General features: G+C 45.8%; 10 protein-coding genes and 1 other RNA gene. 10 read left to right on the top strand and 1 reads right to left on the bottom strand.

Features of this window, described 5'->3' with window-relative positions:
* Nucleotides 1-251: 251 nt before the first annotated feature.
* The 3 genes from L6475_RS04715 to L6475_RS04705 all read left to right on the top strand — a co-directional run bounded on the left by L6475_RS04715 (nucleotide 252) and on the right by L6475_RS04705 (nucleotide 5,277).
* Nucleotides 252-836, top strand: coding sequence for a helix-turn-helix domain-containing protein (locus L6475_RS04715; protein ID WP_237822989.1), 585 nt, complete (start codon nucleotides 252-254; stop codon nucleotides 834-836).
* 65 nt (nucleotides 837-901) lie between these two features.
* Nucleotides 902-2,608 carry an AMP-binding protein gene (locus tag L6475_RS04710; protein WP_237824013.1) on the top strand — a complete coding sequence of 569 codons (1,707 nt, stop codon included), beginning with the start codon at nucleotides 902-904 and terminating at the stop codon, nucleotides 2,606-2,608.
* Nucleotides 2,609-2,832: 224 nt separating this feature from the next.
* Nucleotides 2,833-5,277 carry an SLBB domain-containing protein gene (locus tag L6475_RS04705; protein ID WP_237822987.1) on the top strand — a complete coding sequence of 815 codons (2,445 nt, stop codon included), beginning with the start codon at nucleotides 2,833-2,835 and terminating at the stop codon, nucleotides 5,275-5,277.
* A 139-nt stretch (nucleotides 5,278-5,416) separates the two neighbouring features.
* On the opposite strand, the gene ssrA is transcribed toward L6475_RS04705, so the two are convergent.
* Nucleotides 5,417-5,818: a transfer-messenger RNA gene (gene ssrA / locus L6475_RS04700) on the bottom strand.
* Between the two features lie 212 nt (nucleotides 5,819-6,030).
* On the opposite strand from ssrA, the gene L6475_RS04695 reads away from it, so the two are divergent.
* From L6475_RS04695 to L6475_RS04665, 7 genes are all read left to right on the top strand, one after another.
* On the top strand, nucleotides 6,031-8,640 hold the full coding sequence (locus L6475_RS04695; protein WP_237822985.1) for an SLBB domain-containing protein: 2,610 nt from the start codon (nucleotides 6,031-6,033) through the stop codon (nucleotides 8,638-8,640).
* 15 nt (nucleotides 8,641-8,655) lie between these two features.
* The gene (locus L6475_RS04690) at nucleotides 8,656-9,723 is read left to right on the top strand and encodes a chain-length determining protein (protein WP_237822983.1); all 1,068 of its coding nucleotides are present in this window, start codon (nucleotides 8,656-8,658) and stop codon (nucleotides 9,721-9,723) included.
* Nucleotides 9,724-9,729: 6 nt separating this feature from the next.
* A complete protein-coding gene (locus tag L6475_RS04685; RefSeq protein WP_370641657.1) occupies nucleotides 9,730-10,950 on the top strand; it encodes an EpsG family protein in 1,221 nt (406 codons plus the stop codon).
* A 20-nt stretch (nucleotides 10,951-10,970) separates the two neighbouring features.
* The gene (locus L6475_RS04680; RefSeq protein WP_237822978.1) at nucleotides 10,971-12,284 is read left to right on the top strand and encodes a lipopolysaccharide biosynthesis protein; all 1,314 of its coding nucleotides are present in this window, start codon (nucleotides 10,971-10,973) and stop codon (nucleotides 12,282-12,284) included.
* Nucleotides 12,285-12,302: 18 nt separating this feature from the next.
* Entirely contained in the window at nucleotides 12,303-13,154 is an 852-nt protein-coding gene (locus L6475_RS04675) for a glycosyltransferase family 2 protein (protein ID WP_255777631.1), read from the top strand.
* Nucleotides 13,155-13,244: 90 nt separating this feature from the next.
* Complete coding sequence (locus L6475_RS04670; RefSeq protein ID WP_237822977.1) at nucleotides 13,245-14,339, top strand: glycosyltransferase family 1 protein; 1,095 nt, start codon at nucleotides 13,245-13,247, stop codon at nucleotides 14,337-14,339.
* Nucleotides 14,340-14,351: 12 nt separating this feature from the next.
* Complete coding sequence (locus L6475_RS04665; protein WP_237822975.1) at nucleotides 14,352-15,485, top strand: glycosyltransferase family 1 protein; 1,134 nt, start codon at nucleotides 14,352-14,354, stop codon at nucleotides 15,483-15,485.
* The last annotated feature ends 74 nt before the right edge of the window (nucleotides 15,486-15,559 follow it).

Raw genomic sequence — 15,559 nt, 5'->3', positions numbered from 1 at the left:
AATCCGCATGGCCATTCTTTCAGTCGGCTGTCGCCTTGGTGAAAGCGGCAAGCCGGTTACGTGGTCGTTCACGACCATTCGCTATAAATTAAAATTCGTTCAATTCGTTCAATTCGTGGTCGAAAAAAATAGCATTCCGTAAGTTTTTCGAAACAATTTGTGTTAATATTGCTACTTTTTGCCGTTTTTTCGTCTCTAATTATTAATTTTGCGCCCAAATTACAAACAGAATAACATTTTTCACACTTCAAATGGAAAATAATCACACAATAATTGGTCACAAGATCAAAAGTATCCGTGAGTCAAAAAACATTACCGTAGAAGAAATTTCTGAACGTAGCGGACTGGCCGTAGAGCAAATCAACTCCATCGAGAACGATCAGAACCTGCCCTCGTTAGGCCCGCTCATCAAAATAGCACGCGCCCTGGGCGTAAGACTAGGCACGTTCATGGACGATAGCGACGACCTGGGACCCGTGGTAACACGCGCCGCCGAACGGGAAGCCAACAAAAGCATCAGCTTCTCGAATGGAGCCACCGACGCCCGCAAGCATATGGAATACCACCCCCTGGCAAAACAGAAGGCCGGACGCCACATGGAGCCATTCGTGATAGACATCAACCCAGAGGAAAATCCCGAATTCCAGCTATCAGCACACGAAGGAGAGGAATTCATCTTCGTAATGGAAGGAGAAATAGAACTGGTTTACGGCAAGGACACCTTCCACCTGAACCAAGGCGACACCATCTATTACGACTCCATCGTGAAGCACCACCTGCACGGCGCACCCGGCAAGAGTGCCAAAATCCTGGCCATAGTCTATATCCCATTTTAAAAAATTGATAATTGATAATTGATAATTGACAATTGACAATTGGAATGAGCAACGTAAGATTAGATATGGCGGGCCGTCCGCTGCCCGATAGAACCTACCCGGCCGAGACCGGCTCAAAGGGCTACCAACTGCACGAGAAGACACTTGGCCAATGGCTTGAATACTGGGCCGAGGCCACTCCCGACAAAGAATATATCGTATATTCCGACCGAGACCTGCGCTTCACGTGGAGCCAGTTCAACAAGCGAGTGGACAATCTGGCCAAGGGCCTCATATCCATAGGCGTGAAAAAAGGCTCGAACGTAGGCATCTGGGCCACCAACGTGCCCGACTGGCTCACCTTCCTCTACGCCACCGCAAAAATTGGCGCCGTACTCGTTACGGTGAACACCAACTACAAGCAGAACGAACTGGAATACCTCTGCAAAGACTCCGATATGGAGGTGCTCTGCATCACCGACGGCACCTGGGACTGCAACTACGTGGACATGACCTACACCATGCTCCCCGAACTGAAAACCTGCGAGAGAGGCCATCTGAACAGCGAGCGGTTCCCCTATCTGAAAAATGTGGTGTTCATCGGAATGGAAAAATACCGCGGCATGTACAACACCGCCGAACTGCTGCTGCTGGGACAGAATATTGAAGACGAGACACTCGACGAGATGAAAAAGAACGTCAGCTGCCACGACGTCTGCAACATGCAGTACACCTCAGGCACAACGGGCTTCCCCAAGGGCGTGATGCTCACCCACTACGGCATTTCCAACGACGGATACTTCACCGGCGAGAACATGGGCTTCACCCAGGACGACAAGCTATGCGTGTGCGTACCCCTGTTCCATTGCTTCGGAGTGGTGCTGGCCACGATGAACTGCCTCACCCACGGATGTACCGAGGTAATGGTGGAGAAGTTCGACCCCCTGGTGGTGCTGGCTTCCATCCACAAAGAGCGATGCACGGCCGTCTATGGCGTTCCCACCATGTTTATCGCCGAGCTCAACCACCCCATGTTCTCGATGTTCGACCTCACCTGTCTGCGCACCGGCATCATGGCAGGCTCGCTCTGTCCGATAGAGCTTATGAAGCAGGTGTCCGAGAAAATGTATATGACCATCACCAGCGTGTATGGCCTTACAGAATCGTCGCCCGGCATGACCCAGACCTGTCTGAACGACACCTTCGAGCAGCGCTGCACCACCGTGGGCCGCGACTTCCCCTTCGTAGAAGTTAAAGTGCTCGACCCCGAAACAGGCGAGGAATGCCCCGTTGGCGTTCAGGGCGAAATGTGCTGCCGAGGATTCAACGTGATGAAAGGCTACTACAAGAATCCGCAGGCCACAGCCGAAGTGATCGACAAGAACGGATTCCTGCACTCAGGCGACTTGGGCGTAAAGGACGAGCAGGGCTTCTACAAGATTACCGGCCGCATCAAAGACATGATAATCCGTGGCGGCGAGAATATCTACCCGCGCGAAATAGAAGAATTCCTCTATCACATGCCCGGCATACGCGACGTGCAGGTGGCCGCCGTTCCCTCAAAGAAATACGGCGAGGCCGTAGGCGCCTTCATCATCCTGGAAGAGGGCGCGAAGATGGAACCCGAAGATGTACAGGAGTTCTGCCGCGGAAAGATTGCCCGCTATAAGATTCCCAAGTACGTGTTCTTCATCGACCAGTTCCCCCTTACCGGTTCGGGCAAGATTCAGAAGTTCAAGCTGAAGGAAATGAGTCTTGAACTCTGCAAGAAACAAGGAATAGAAGTAATCTAATAACACTTTATAACGAGAAGGCTCATCCTGCGGCTACAGCTTCAGAATGAGCTTTTTTTTATACCATCGCCATCTTTTTCCTTACTTTTTTGAATAAAAAGACCTTTTACACCCTACTTTTTCCAATAAAAAAAAAGTATATGAAAAAAATGATGTATATTTGCAGACAAAATTCAACAAAACAAGACAATCTGTACTAACATCATAATTTAGTAACATATCGCATGAAACGATTTACAACCTTCATCCTTTGTGCTTTGATCACTACTTCGGCATCCTGGGCCCAGTCGGCCATGACCGACCAGCAGATATACGAGTTTGCCCTTGAAAAATACAGCCAAGGCATGCAACCCCGACAAATAGCCATCCAACTTGCAGAACGCGGCGTCACCACCGAACAGATGCAACGCGTCTATTCAAAATATAAGGACCAGGCATCCCAGACTGGCGGTAGCGAGATTTCAGCCAAAACAGTTCAAAGAGCCAGACATTCTAATGGAGAGAAACGGGAGGATGCAGCTGCCGACAACTTCCCCGGCTCTTCAAACAAGATGCCACAAGGAGCAACCCTCGAGGAGTTCACCCAACAGTTGTTCATGCCCGAGACAGAAAACGGGAAGTCAGGATGGCGGGAAATCTTCGGCCACGACGTGTTCAACAACAAGAATCTCACCTTCGAGAGTTCCATGAACCTGGCTACCCCCCAGAACTATACCCTTGGCCCCGGCGATGTAGTAAATATTGATATATGGGGAGCCTCCCAGAAATCATTCAACGAGACAATTTCGCCCGACGGAACCATCACCATCAGCGAATGGGGAGTAATCTCCCTGGGCGGACTGACCGTTGACAAGGCCAAAAACAAGATAAGACGCGAACTTGGCGCCCACTACGAGTCGTCACAAATAGACCTAACCTTAGGCCAGACACGCTCTATCACCATTAGCGTGATGGGCGAAGTCCTCGTGCCAGGCACCTACACCATGTCGGCCTTCGCAACCGTATATAACGCACTCTATATGGCTGGCGGACCTAACGAAATAGGTACCCTCAGAAACGTAAAGATATACCGCAAAGGCCACCTCATCTCAACCGTCGATGTGTATGACTTCCTGCTCAACGGAAAGCTAAGCGGCGAGGTACGGCTGGAAGACAACGACATCATTACCGTAAGTCCCTACGAAGCCCTGGTGCTCATCGAGGGCAAGGTGAAGCGCCCCATGTACTACGAGATGAAGAAAGGCGAAACCGCCGCCACCATCATCCAGTATGCTGGCGGATTTACCGGCGATGCCTATACCAAGGCCATTAGCGTAAAACGCAAGACAGAGCCTCAGCTGTCAGTATTCAGTATCGGCGAGTTCGACCTGAGCCAGTTCAAACTGATGGACGAAGATGTAATCAGCATCGGAGCCACTCTGAACCGCTATCAGAATATGGTACAGGTGAAAGGTGCCGTATTCCGCCCGGGCATGTACCAGATAGGCAACAACATCACCACGGTCAAGACGCTGGTAGAAGCCGCGGCAGGACTGACTGAGGGAGCCATAGCCCAACACGCCATACTGGAACGCCTGAATGCCGACCGCACGCTAAAGATAGTAAGCGTGAACATTAGCGGCATTCTGAACGGAACCGTTGCCGACGTTCCTCTTTGTAATGAGGATGTACTCATCATCGGAAGCAACGACAAGCGGAACAACAACAGGACGGTAACCATTCATGGAGAGGTGCTCAATCCTGGCAAATACAAATATGCCGACGACGAGACCATCGAAGACTTGATCATCAGAGCCGGAGGACCCACCGAGGCCGCCACATACAAGAAAATAGACGTAGCCCGCCGAGTAGTAGATCCCGAAGCAACAGCTTCGCCCGATAGCATCACGGAGAACTACACATTCTCCTTCAATCCCGATTTCACCATCGAAGGATCGGCCGACTTCACCTTGAAGCCATACGACCAGGTATATGTTCGCCGCAATCCCAGCTACAACATTCAGCAGAATGTATATGTAGATGGCGAGGTGGAATTTGAAGGCACCTACACGCTGACCAGTAAAAAACAACACCTCAGCGAGGTTCTCAAAATGGCTGGCGGACCCACCAAATTCGCTTATCTCCAAGGAGCAAAACTACTCCGCCGCATGACCGAGGAAGAGAAAATGGTAGCAGAAAACGTGCTGCGAACAGCCCAGCGAAACACCAGTACAGACTCTATCGACATCAAGAAACTGATGCTGCAGCCCAACTATCCGATTGCCTTCGAACTGGACAAAGCCCTGAAGAATCCCGGCACCACCGACGACCCGATTCTTCGCGATGGCGACCGCATCATCATTCCTCGTCTCACCAGTACAGTCACCATCAACGGCGAAGTTCTCTTCCCCAATTCTGTACGCTATAAAGAAGGGCTGAGCGCAAAGGACTATATCAAACTGGCAGGCGGATATACTTCTACTGCCAAAAAGAGCAAGAGCATCATCATCTATATGAACGGAATGGTGGCCAAGGCCAACAGTCACAACAAGCCGATGCCAGGCTGTCAGATTGTTGTTCCCACCAAGAAGAAAGGTCATCGCCTTTCTACCGGCGAAATCCTCAGTATAGCCACCACAACAGCCTCGCTCGGAACGATGGCAGCCACAATTGCCAATCTCACGAAATAAACATAAAAAAATAACTCTCACCCATTCGTGAGAGTTATTTTTTTTCTTCCAACGTGGAGCTGGAGGGAGTCGCGCTCGACAAAGTCGCTTTTCAAAAGAAAAGAACCCTCACGAGGGTGAGAGTTCCTTCAGAGTAACGTAGTGGAGCTGGAGGGAGTCGAACCCTCGTCCGCACAAGGAAACCATATGCTTTCTACACGCTTATCTTGGCCTTCATTTTCGTGCTGTGACAAGACCCAAGCCACCAATCACAGCCTTATCTCCTAAAACTTCATCATAGCATCGGAGCCTACTACAACTATTTCCGATTTAATCTGCGCCGCTTGACCTTCGGATTCGGAACAAGATCCTTAGAGCGACGTCTCGTTCCTCTACCTTGTAGTGGAATTAAGCTCGTAATCTACTATACTTCGATTAAGCAGCGAGAGCATACTCATTGTTGCCAATTAATTTTCCTACAGAAGAGATTAAGGAGCCTCCCATAGCCCAGCTCCGCGTGCTTACATACCATTTCATCTCGCCGTCAAATCCAGTCAACCCCAAAATGATACGTAACAATTCGGCTGCAAAGTTACAACTTGCTTGCGAATAATCAAAATATTATCCTCACTTTTTGCATCACATCTAAATAGTTGTGTTGTTTTTTCGTATAATTCTCAAAAAGTTTACAAAAAAATAGTTATCTTTGCAACAATTTTGACTCATTAAGAGTTATATCATTATCGACTGAACTTATAGATAATACAAAGACCAATGAAAAAATATATCATTTCGATCCTAATGCTCATGACTTTCTGCATGAATGCTATGGCCCAATCGTCGATGACGGATGAACAGATCATTCAGTTCGTTCTAAAGGAACAGAAGGCAGGTTCTACCCAACAGGAAATTGCGGTCAAACTGGTGCAGAAAGGTGTAACGCCTGAACAAATTAAACGTGTACAAAAGAAAACCGAACGCCTCAAGAAGGGCCAAGGCTTAGGAACCGTGGCAGGAAAAACATTAGGTACCGAAGATGAAGCCCCCGGACGTACGCGCGCCAATTCCAACAACAGAAGGAATGACGACAACGAGTCTATCGGCAAAATAAAAGACGAAAAGAACAAAAAGGTGGGCGAGAAAACTCTTCTGGAAAATGATGAAGAGACACTTGGCATCAGGAACAATCTGGACGAGTTCATGCCCGACTCCTTCGGCATTTATGAGCGAAAGATTATCCAGGACTATCTGAAAGCGAAAGAAGAAAAGGAAAAGACCCAGAAAAGCAAAATCTTCGGTCACGACCTTTTCAACAACGAAAACCTCACTTTTGAACCCGCGATGAATATTGCCACCCCAACCAATTATGTGATTGGCGGAGGCGACAAGGTGTATATCGACATCTTCGGAGAATCCCAGAAAACGATAGAAGAGATTGTATCGCCCGACGGCTATGTTACCATTGAAGACTACGGACCTCTGCTGGTAGGAGGACTTACGGTAGAGGAAGCCAACCGTAGGGCAAAAGGACTGCTCCGCTCTCGATTTGGCAGTTCAGACATTCAGCTCACCTTAGGACAAACCCGTTCTATCACCATCAACGTGATGGGTGAGGTCAAGACACCCGGTTCCTACACGCTTTCCTCGCTGGCTACCGTTTTCCATGCTCTCTATATGGCCGGTGGTCCGAACGATATCGGTACCCTGCGCAACATCAAGGTCTATCGCAACAACCGCCTCATTTCTACAGTCGATATATACGACTATATCCTGAACGGCAAGCTCGCTGGAAACGTACGCCTGGCCGACAACGACGTGATAATCGTTGGTGCCTACGAGTGCCTGGTCAATATCACGGGTAAGGTGAAGCGCCCCATGATCTACGAGATGAAAAATGCCGAAAGCATGAAGGCTCTGATAGACTATGCCGGAGGTTTTGCCGGCGACGCCTATCGCAAGTCGGTACGAGTAACCCGCAAGGAAGGTACCCAATACTCCGTCTATACGGTTGGCGAGTTCGACATGTCTTCTTTCCACCTGGCCGACCAGGACTCAATTGACGTTGACTCCATCCTCCCCCGCTATTCCAATATGGTGGAAATAAAAGGTGCCGTATTCCGCCCGGGCAAATATCAGCTGGGAGGCAGCATCAATAGCGTAAAGACCTTACTTGAAACGGCCGAGGGCGTAACCGAAGAAGCCTTTACCCCACATGCCGTAATGCATCGCATGAAAGCCGACCGCACCCTTGAAGTGCTATCCGTTGACATAGACGGCATCATGAAGGGAACGGTTGCCGATATTATTCTTCGCAACGAGGACGTGCTCTTCGTTCCGTCCAAGCAAGAAGTGATGGCCGAGCAAACCATCACCATCCATGGCGAGGTGCAATATCCGGGCGTATATAAATATGCTGATAACGAAACACTTGAAGACTTCGTTCTGCAGGCTGGCGGATTAAAGGAAACCGCCGCTATGGTCAACGTATTTGTATCACGCCGAATTGTGAATCCCACAGCCACCACAACCGACTCCATCATCAGTAAGTCGTTCAGTTTCACTCTGAAAGAAGGTTTTGTTATTGATGGCGAAGCAGGATTCCACTTGGAGCCGTTCGATGAAGTATTCGTACGCAAAAGCCCCGGCTACAAGAAGCAGCAGAACGTAAGCGTTGAAGGCGAAATCATGTTTGCCGGCTCCTACACCTTGACGAAACAGAACGAACGCCTGAGCGATCTGGTTATGAAAGCAGGCGGCGTCACCAATATAGCCTATGTGGCAGGTGCACGTTTGGAACGTAAGATGAACGAGGCAGAACGCTTGCGCTATATAGAATCCCTGAAGACGCAGAAAAAGCAGGATGAAGCCGTAATGCTCGAACAGATTCTGAAGAGTGGCCGTTCGGCTGGCGACATGCAGTCGGCTATGCAGAAAAACGATATCGAGAAAGATGAGATTCCCGAGACCTATCAGGTAGGTATCGAACTTGACAAAGCCTTGGAGAAACCAGGTAGCGATGCCGACCTCGTGCTGCGCGAAGGCGACCGTCTGGTGATTCCTCAGCATGTTGGAACCGTCAAGATAAGTGGTGAAGTACTCTACCCCAATACAGTAGGTTTCGAGTCGGGCAAGAAAGCCAAGTACTATATCGAACAGGCCGGTGGCTATAGCACCAAAGCAAGAAAGCGCAAGGCCTACGTTATCTACATGAACGGCGACGTGGCAAAGGTGAGCAGCGGCGCAAAGATACGTCCAGGATGCGAGATTGTTGTTCCTCAGAAAGTTATCAGCAAGATGACTGTAGCCGAGACGGCTGCTATCGGAACAAGTGTAGCATCTATAGCCACGATGCTGGCCACTATAGCAAATATCATGTCTAAGTAACGTTTTTCAACCCACATGAACGAGAACAACAAAGAAAAAGTAAATATCGATATCCAGAAGATTTTCCAGAGGATTCTGAAAGAACGGAAGTCATTTCTGAAAGTATGGGTAATCACTTTCGTCCTATCCTGCATCTGGATTCTGCCTCAGCCACGTTACTACACCACCGAGGTATCTATTGTTCCTGAAGCCAGCGATGCCTCAGCAAATGCCGGAGGACTGGCAGCTTTGGCCTCCAACTTCGGCGTAAATATCGGGAATGGCTCTTCAGACGCCATCTATCCACAACTCTATCCCGACCTTTTCAGCTCTACCCAGTTCATCGTAGGCTTGTTCGACATCCGCGTAAAGACCCTCGACGGAGAAGTTGATACCGACTATTACACCTATCTGAAAGATTATCAGCAGAAAAACATTTGGTTCATTCCTTTCGATTGGATAAAGTCCCTTATAGCAGGTTTCTTTGAAAAGGAAGAGCCCCAGATTGAGGGATCTGACGGAATGCGCTTCAATCCTTTCCACCTGTCAAAGGAAACCAACAACATTCTGAAGGCCGTTGAAGGAAATATCGATTGTACCTATAGTCGCACCACAGACGTGGTAACGATTTCTGTTACCGACCAGGATCCATATGTTAGTGCCACTCTAGCCGATAGCATCAAGGAGCATCTGCAAATATTCATTACCGACTATCGCACAAAAAAATCGCGTATCGATTATGAATACTACAAAGGACTGACCGAAGAGGCAAGACAGGCCTTCGAACAGGCTCGTAAAGAATTTGCCGCCTTTTCAGATGCCCACCAGAGCGTATCGCTTCAGAGCGTAAAGACCAAATCGGACAATCTGGAAAATGAGATGCAGATGAAGTACAACATCTACACGGCGATGAGCACCCGCATGGAGGAAGCCCAGGCCAAGATTCAGGAGAATACGCCTGCTTTCACCACGCTCACAAATGCTACCGTACCCATCAAACCTGCCGGTCCGAAACGTATGATTTTTGTGGCAGCAATGCTGTTTCTGGTAACTGTTGTTAAGATTGGCCGCATGTTCCGCAAGGAACTGGTTGAATGGTTCTGATGCCAGATGTCTATATTCTACGTAATATTTATACTCCTGACAGCATATTATTCTTTTCGCTATGACAGAATAGAAGAATATGACAGCCACAAGCAACACCGCTTATGGCTGATGTGCATCTATCTTATTTGCCTTTCCGGATTCAGCTATGGATTAGGAGCAGACAAATTTGTATATATGGAAGAATTCGAGGAATATAGCCATTCTATGACAGATTTTGGCTACACTGTCCTGTACAATCTCGTGATAAAAAGCCAGATGCCTTTATGGACATTTGTTAATATGTTTGCCAAAACGACCATAGACTCATTCTACGTAGTTCAGTTTATTGAAAGCACTTGCATCAACATTGCCGTATGCTATTTAGTCAGTAAATATACACATAGGTATTTTCTCTTTTTACTTATATACTTCTTCTCTCTACAGTATTTCATACTCAATACAGAAATCATGAGAGAAGGATTTAGTCTTTCCCTAGTTACCATTGGCATGCACAAATGGTTAAATGGAAAAAAATGGTATTTGTACGCATGCGTAGCAATTGGCATCCTTTTCCATGTATCTGCAGCCATAGCATTATTATTTCCGCTATCGAAAATAAAGCCAACGTTATGGAAACTAGGAGCAGCATGTGTTCTTTCATTCTTCATTTGGGTTACAAGTGATATTCTTCTGGTCCGAATTGTGGGTGCTTTTTTGGGGGAGTCTGATGCTTTCAGTACAAAAATCATGTACTATTCTATTCAAGCCAGCACCTTCTTTGGTTATGCAAGAAGCTTGCTCACCTACCTTATATTCCCATTCATCGTAGTCTATTCGGTTATACTTCATGAAACTAACGAACAAATAAAGAGAGCTTTTTCTCATTTTGCCTCGTTTGTACTCATTCTTGGCATAGTAGCCAGTTCTTTTGCCGGCTTTTATCGTTTCTATAATTATGTCATCATATTCTATCTTATCGCTTTTGCAGAGTTTACCTATTCACTTCTTAGATATAAAGAACATTTTGCAATACGAATCGCTACTTTTTTTGGAAAGGGTCTACTGACTTTTTTTTTCCTTTATCAAGCACATTATGCAAGTACGAACACACATTTCTACGATTTCTTCTACCCATACACCTGCATACTTGATGAAAACAAGAAAGCTGTTGAATTTAGAAAGATAGCCCACCAAGAGGGAGCCACTATTGAGTTTAATGACAACAACATGCGAAATGTAAAATAGCAATAAACACATGCACTTATATGGAAAAGCCATCTAACAATCGTACGAATCTGCTTATAAACAATATTATTGCTTCATTTATATTAAAAGGATGGTCAGCTCTTGTAATGTTGGCAATGGTTCCTTTAACTCTAAGAATGTTAGGAGCATATAATAACGGTGTATGGCTCACCATTAGTAGCATCCTCTTATGGATAAATTTAATGGATATCGGTTTAGGTAACGGATTACGCAACGCTATTGCAAGTTACATCGCATTGAATCAATCTGAGAAAATAAAGGAAGTCATAGCATCGACTTTCTTCATGCTGGCTATCGTTACACTTCCCATTCTTCTAATCGCCTTCACGGTTATCTATGGATTTGACATGAGCAACGCTTTAGGCATTGATGCCGACATTGTACAAAATCTCAACACGATACTCATTGTTGCCGTCACCCTCACTTGTGGGACATTTGTATGCAAGGCTGTAGGTAATTTCTATATGGGAGTACAATTACCTGCCATCAACAATCTGATTGTATGCTGTGGACAAACCCTCTCACTGGTTCTTACTTTTATTGCCTATCTGTCGGGAAGTCATTCCCTGTTACTTGTCGTGCTCATCAACACGGCAGCCCCTTTGTTTGTTTGGAGCGTAAGCATCCCTATCACGTTTTATGGAAGATATAGCCACTATCGTCCTTCTTTCTCCGACATCAATCTCAACATGTCGAAAAGTCTCTGTTCTGTTGGCATTCAGTTCTTTTTAATTCAGATTAGTGCAATTGTACTTTTTTCTTCAGCAAACATCATCATAAGCAAGATGTTTTCACCTTCAGAAGTAACCCCATATCAGATAGCATACCGCTATTTCAATATTGCATTCATTACCTTTAGCACAATCTGTATGCCTTTTTGGAATGCTACTACAGATGCATACACCCGTGGAGACAAGAAATGGTTATGTAAAATGGATCAGAGATTGAACATACTTATTTTGGGAATACTTACCATACTCATAGGAATGTTTATAATATCACCATTCATATATAAGATATGGATTGGAGATAGTGTTACAATCCCCAAAAGTTTGTCCTTTAGTGTTGCTGTCTACATTTTTGTTTTAACTCTTAGCCAACGCTATTCTTACATTCTTAACGGCCTGAACTGTTTGAAGATACAAATTATATTTACATGTTTTGCAGCCGTTATATTTCTTCCACTTGCATGGGGTGTATGTAACTATTTCGAATCTGTTTCCAGCTTAGTCTGGCTCATGTGTCTTGTCAATCTCCCAGGATTAATCGCTAACATGTGGAAATATCATCAAGTGTTATTTAAAAAGGAGTAAAAAAACGGTTATTTAACTATGAATAATGAAACTATAGCCATATTAATGGCTACATACAACGGAGCTGTTTATCTTCGAGAGCAAATTGAATCTATAGTGGCTCAAACCTTTCAGCATTGGCATCTATATATTCATGACGACGGCTCAACTGACGAAACTGTAGCCATTGCTAAAGAATATGCTAACAGATATCCTAACATCATTTCACTTTTAGAATATCCGTCACAGGGAGGGGCTTGTCAAAACTTTCTTAGCTTGATGGAGCGCATAGAATCGTCTTACTATATGTTCTGTGATCAAGATGACGTATGGCTTCCAGAAAAGATTGAGTTATCTTTTCAAGAAATGAACAGATTGGAACATGCCCATCCACAGAGAGCCATTATCGTTTGTACAGACCTCTACGTTTCAGATGCCGAACTGAACATTATCCATTCGTCTCGATGGCGTTTCTCTGCAATGTACCCACCATACATTAAAACCTTTGACGACTGTGCACCATGCGCAGGTGTTACGGGCTGTACAATGCTTTTCAATCAGGCTGCTAAGTATTGTTGCATTTATCCTGTTTCTCCTTATGCCATACACGACAATTGGCTTACCCTTTGCACCTTAAAACGACAAGGAATCCTTTATGGTATTGATAAACCTTTAATGCATTACCGCCAACATGGGGATAATTGCATGGGAGCAGGAGCCAAAGATGCAAGAAAAATTGGGTTCTTCTATCGAATCACAAATATAAGAAGAATTATCCGCCGCCATTTTGTACAGTACAAGGTACTCCAGTCGCTCGGCTACGGCTCTGTTTGGAAGTATGTCAAGCAAGTAATGAAATATCGGCATAGAATAAGAAAACAGCAATACTAACAAAATTGTTTGGTATGCTTCATGTTTTTCCTGAATCTTTTGTCCATTTCATATATTCTTCGTATTTTTGTCGCAATTACCGATTAGCGCATGAAACGAATCCTCTTTATAGCACAACACCTGAACCGTGCCGGAACCGAAGCCTTCATGATGGGCGTTTTCCGAGGTATTGACCATAGTCGTTTCCAAGTAGACTTCCTTATTTACACGCAAGCAGAGACCGACTATAGCCGCGAGGTAGAGGCTGCCGGCTGCAAGGTGTGGCGAGTGCCAAGCCGCAGGGAGTCGCCATTAGGATGGTATCGCTCACTGAATAGTTTCTTTAAGCTGCACACTAAAGACTATGCTGCCATCCATTACTGTGGCAACGGGCTTACGGCCATAGCACCCATCATGTTTGCCTATCACTATGGAGTACCCGTTCGCATTATTCATTCTCACAATTCCTCGTCAAAAGGTCTTCACAACAAACTTCTTCATCTGCTGCAAAGAGGTATTGCCCGACGGATCTCCACCCACCACTTTGCTTGCTCCACCCTTGCGGCAAAATGGTTCTTTAGCTCTCACCCAGCAGTTATCATTAAAAACGGTATCGATACAAACCGATTTGCATTCAATGACGAAATACGCCAAACGTATCGCAATCAGCTCGGCATCAGTCCGGCCACTACCGTTATAGGCCATGTAGGAAGATTTTGTGATGAGAAGAACCACACGTTCCTTGTTGACATATTTAATGCTTACTCACAATTAAATCCTAACTCTCTGCTGCTGCTGATTGGTGTCGGTCCTTTAATGGACGACATAAAGGCGAAAGTCCTGCAACTGGGTCTTTCGGATAAAGTACAGTTTCTGAACGAGCGTTCCGATGTAGACAGCTTACTGCAGGCCTTTGATTTATTTCTCATGCCTTCGCTCTTCGAAGGACTACCCTTCGTACTCATTGAAGCCCAATGTACAGGACTACCATGTTTGGTTGCAGACACCGTTAGCCGTGACAGTGCCCTCACATCGAACATCACTTTCTTTTCATTAAAACAAACTGCTGGCAGTTGGGCCGAAAAAGTATCCGGTATAATTGCAAACTACAATAGAAAAGACGAAAGCATGGCTATTCAACAGCAAGGCTATTCAACACAGTCAACAATTTCCTATCTACAGGAAGTATACGATGGACAATCATAAAAACTATATGTCATGAAAATAGCAATCAACTGCATCTTTTGCGCGCCACGCGGTGGTGGCATCAAAGAATATATTGTCAACCTGACAAATAATATCGCCCTATGCGATAAAACCAACACCTATATACTATATGTATTGGAAGACCAGCTGGACTATGCTAAAAAGATGCTCCCACCTAGTTTTCGCATTAAAACGGTACCTTTCAAGAGTAGTTTCCTTTCTGTAATAAAAAGGAGTCTTTTTTCACAACGGTTCTGGACAATGGAAGAGGAGAAGGAACAGTTCGACATTTTTCATTCGCCCTTCTTCCATGCACCAAAGATGAAGCGAGCCAAACTGATTCTCACAGTCCACGACTTACGGCTCTACCGTTATCCTAAGACATACAACCCGTTGAGATACTTGTTTCTGAAACGGGCTGTTAAGGATGCTATTCAACGGGCCGATCACATCCTATCCATCTCCGAATTCACCAAGCAGGAGATGATTGCGTTGTGTGGTGTGTCTCCTGGAAAGGTGACGGTAATTCACGAAGCCATCGACCGAGATGGATTCTCACCCAAACAGATTGCCGGCTTCGAGTTACCAAAAGAATACCAATATTTAAAAGAAGCCCGTTTCCTTTTTTCTCTGGGTCATATCGAACCCCGAAAAAACTACGAACGCCTCATTGAGGCTTTCCGCCTACTAAAGGAACGCCCCGAAAACAAAAATCTGAAACTGATTATTGCAGGAAAGAAGTATGTGAACTACGAAGCCACCATACAACTGATGCAGAAAACGCCTGATGTCATCTACATGGACTTTATACCGCGCGAACTGCTGCTATGGCTCTATCAAAATGCTGCACTTTTCGTATTTCCTTCCACTTATGAAGGTTTCGGTTTTCCTCCTTTAGAGGCAGCAAGCATGGGTACGCTGTCTGCAGTCAGCAATATTTCCTCTATTCCCGAAGTATGTGGTGAATGTGCATTCTATTTCAATCCGTATGACGTGTCGGAAATGGCAAGTACATTATCTTTTGCTCTTAGCGATGAAGAGGCTCGAAAGCTGAAGACTGCATTGCTTGAAACTCAACTTTCCAGATTTTCCTGGTTAAAGAATGCAACTGACACAATTAAGGTCTATATGACCTGCAAGGCATAGCATCGTGAAGGACCATTTGCCTGCATTCCCCATGCCATGCTTGCATAAAAAGCCACCCGAATTTGGATAGTTCA

The sequence above is a fragment of the Prevotella sp. E9-3 genome (genome assembly GCF_022024015.1).
Lineage (GTDB): Bacteria > Bacteroidota > Bacteroidia > Bacteroidales > Bacteroidaceae > Prevotella.
The sequence above is the reverse complement of the archived record's forward strand: the minus strand, read 5'-3'. Positions and strand labels throughout refer to the sequence as shown.

Coding starts and splice junctions, on each gene's coding strand:
- L6475_RS04715 (WP_237822989.1), top strand. CDS start 252: ATGGAAAATAATCACACAATAATTGGTCACAAGATCAAAAGTATCCGT.
- L6475_RS04710 (WP_237824013.1), top strand. CDS start 902: ATGGCGGGCCGTCCGCTGCCCGATAGAACCTACCCGGCCGAGACCGGC.
- L6475_RS04705 (WP_237822987.1), top strand. CDS start 2,833: ATGAAACGATTTACAACCTTCATCCTTTGTGCTTTGATCACTACTTCG.
- L6475_RS04695 (WP_237822985.1), top strand. CDS start 6,031: ATGAAAAAATATATCATTTCGATCCTAATGCTCATGACTTTCTGCATG.
- L6475_RS04690 (WP_237822983.1), top strand. CDS start 8,656: ATGAACGAGAACAACAAAGAAAAAGTAAATATCGATATCCAGAAGATT.
- L6475_RS04685 (WP_370641657.1), top strand. CDS start 9,730: ATGTCTATATTCTACGTAATATTTATACTCCTGACAGCATATTATTCT.
- L6475_RS04680 (WP_237822978.1), top strand. CDS start 10,971: ATGGAAAAGCCATCTAACAATCGTACGAATCTGCTTATAAACAATATT.
- L6475_RS04675 (WP_255777631.1), top strand. CDS start 12,303: ATGAATAATGAAACTATAGCCATATTAATGGCTACATACAACGGAGCT.
- L6475_RS04670 (WP_237822977.1), top strand. CDS start 13,245: ATGAAACGAATCCTCTTTATAGCACAACACCTGAACCGTGCCGGAACC.
- L6475_RS04665 (WP_237822975.1), top strand. CDS start 14,352: ATGAAAATAGCAATCAACTGCATCTTTTGCGCGCCACGCGGTGGTGGC.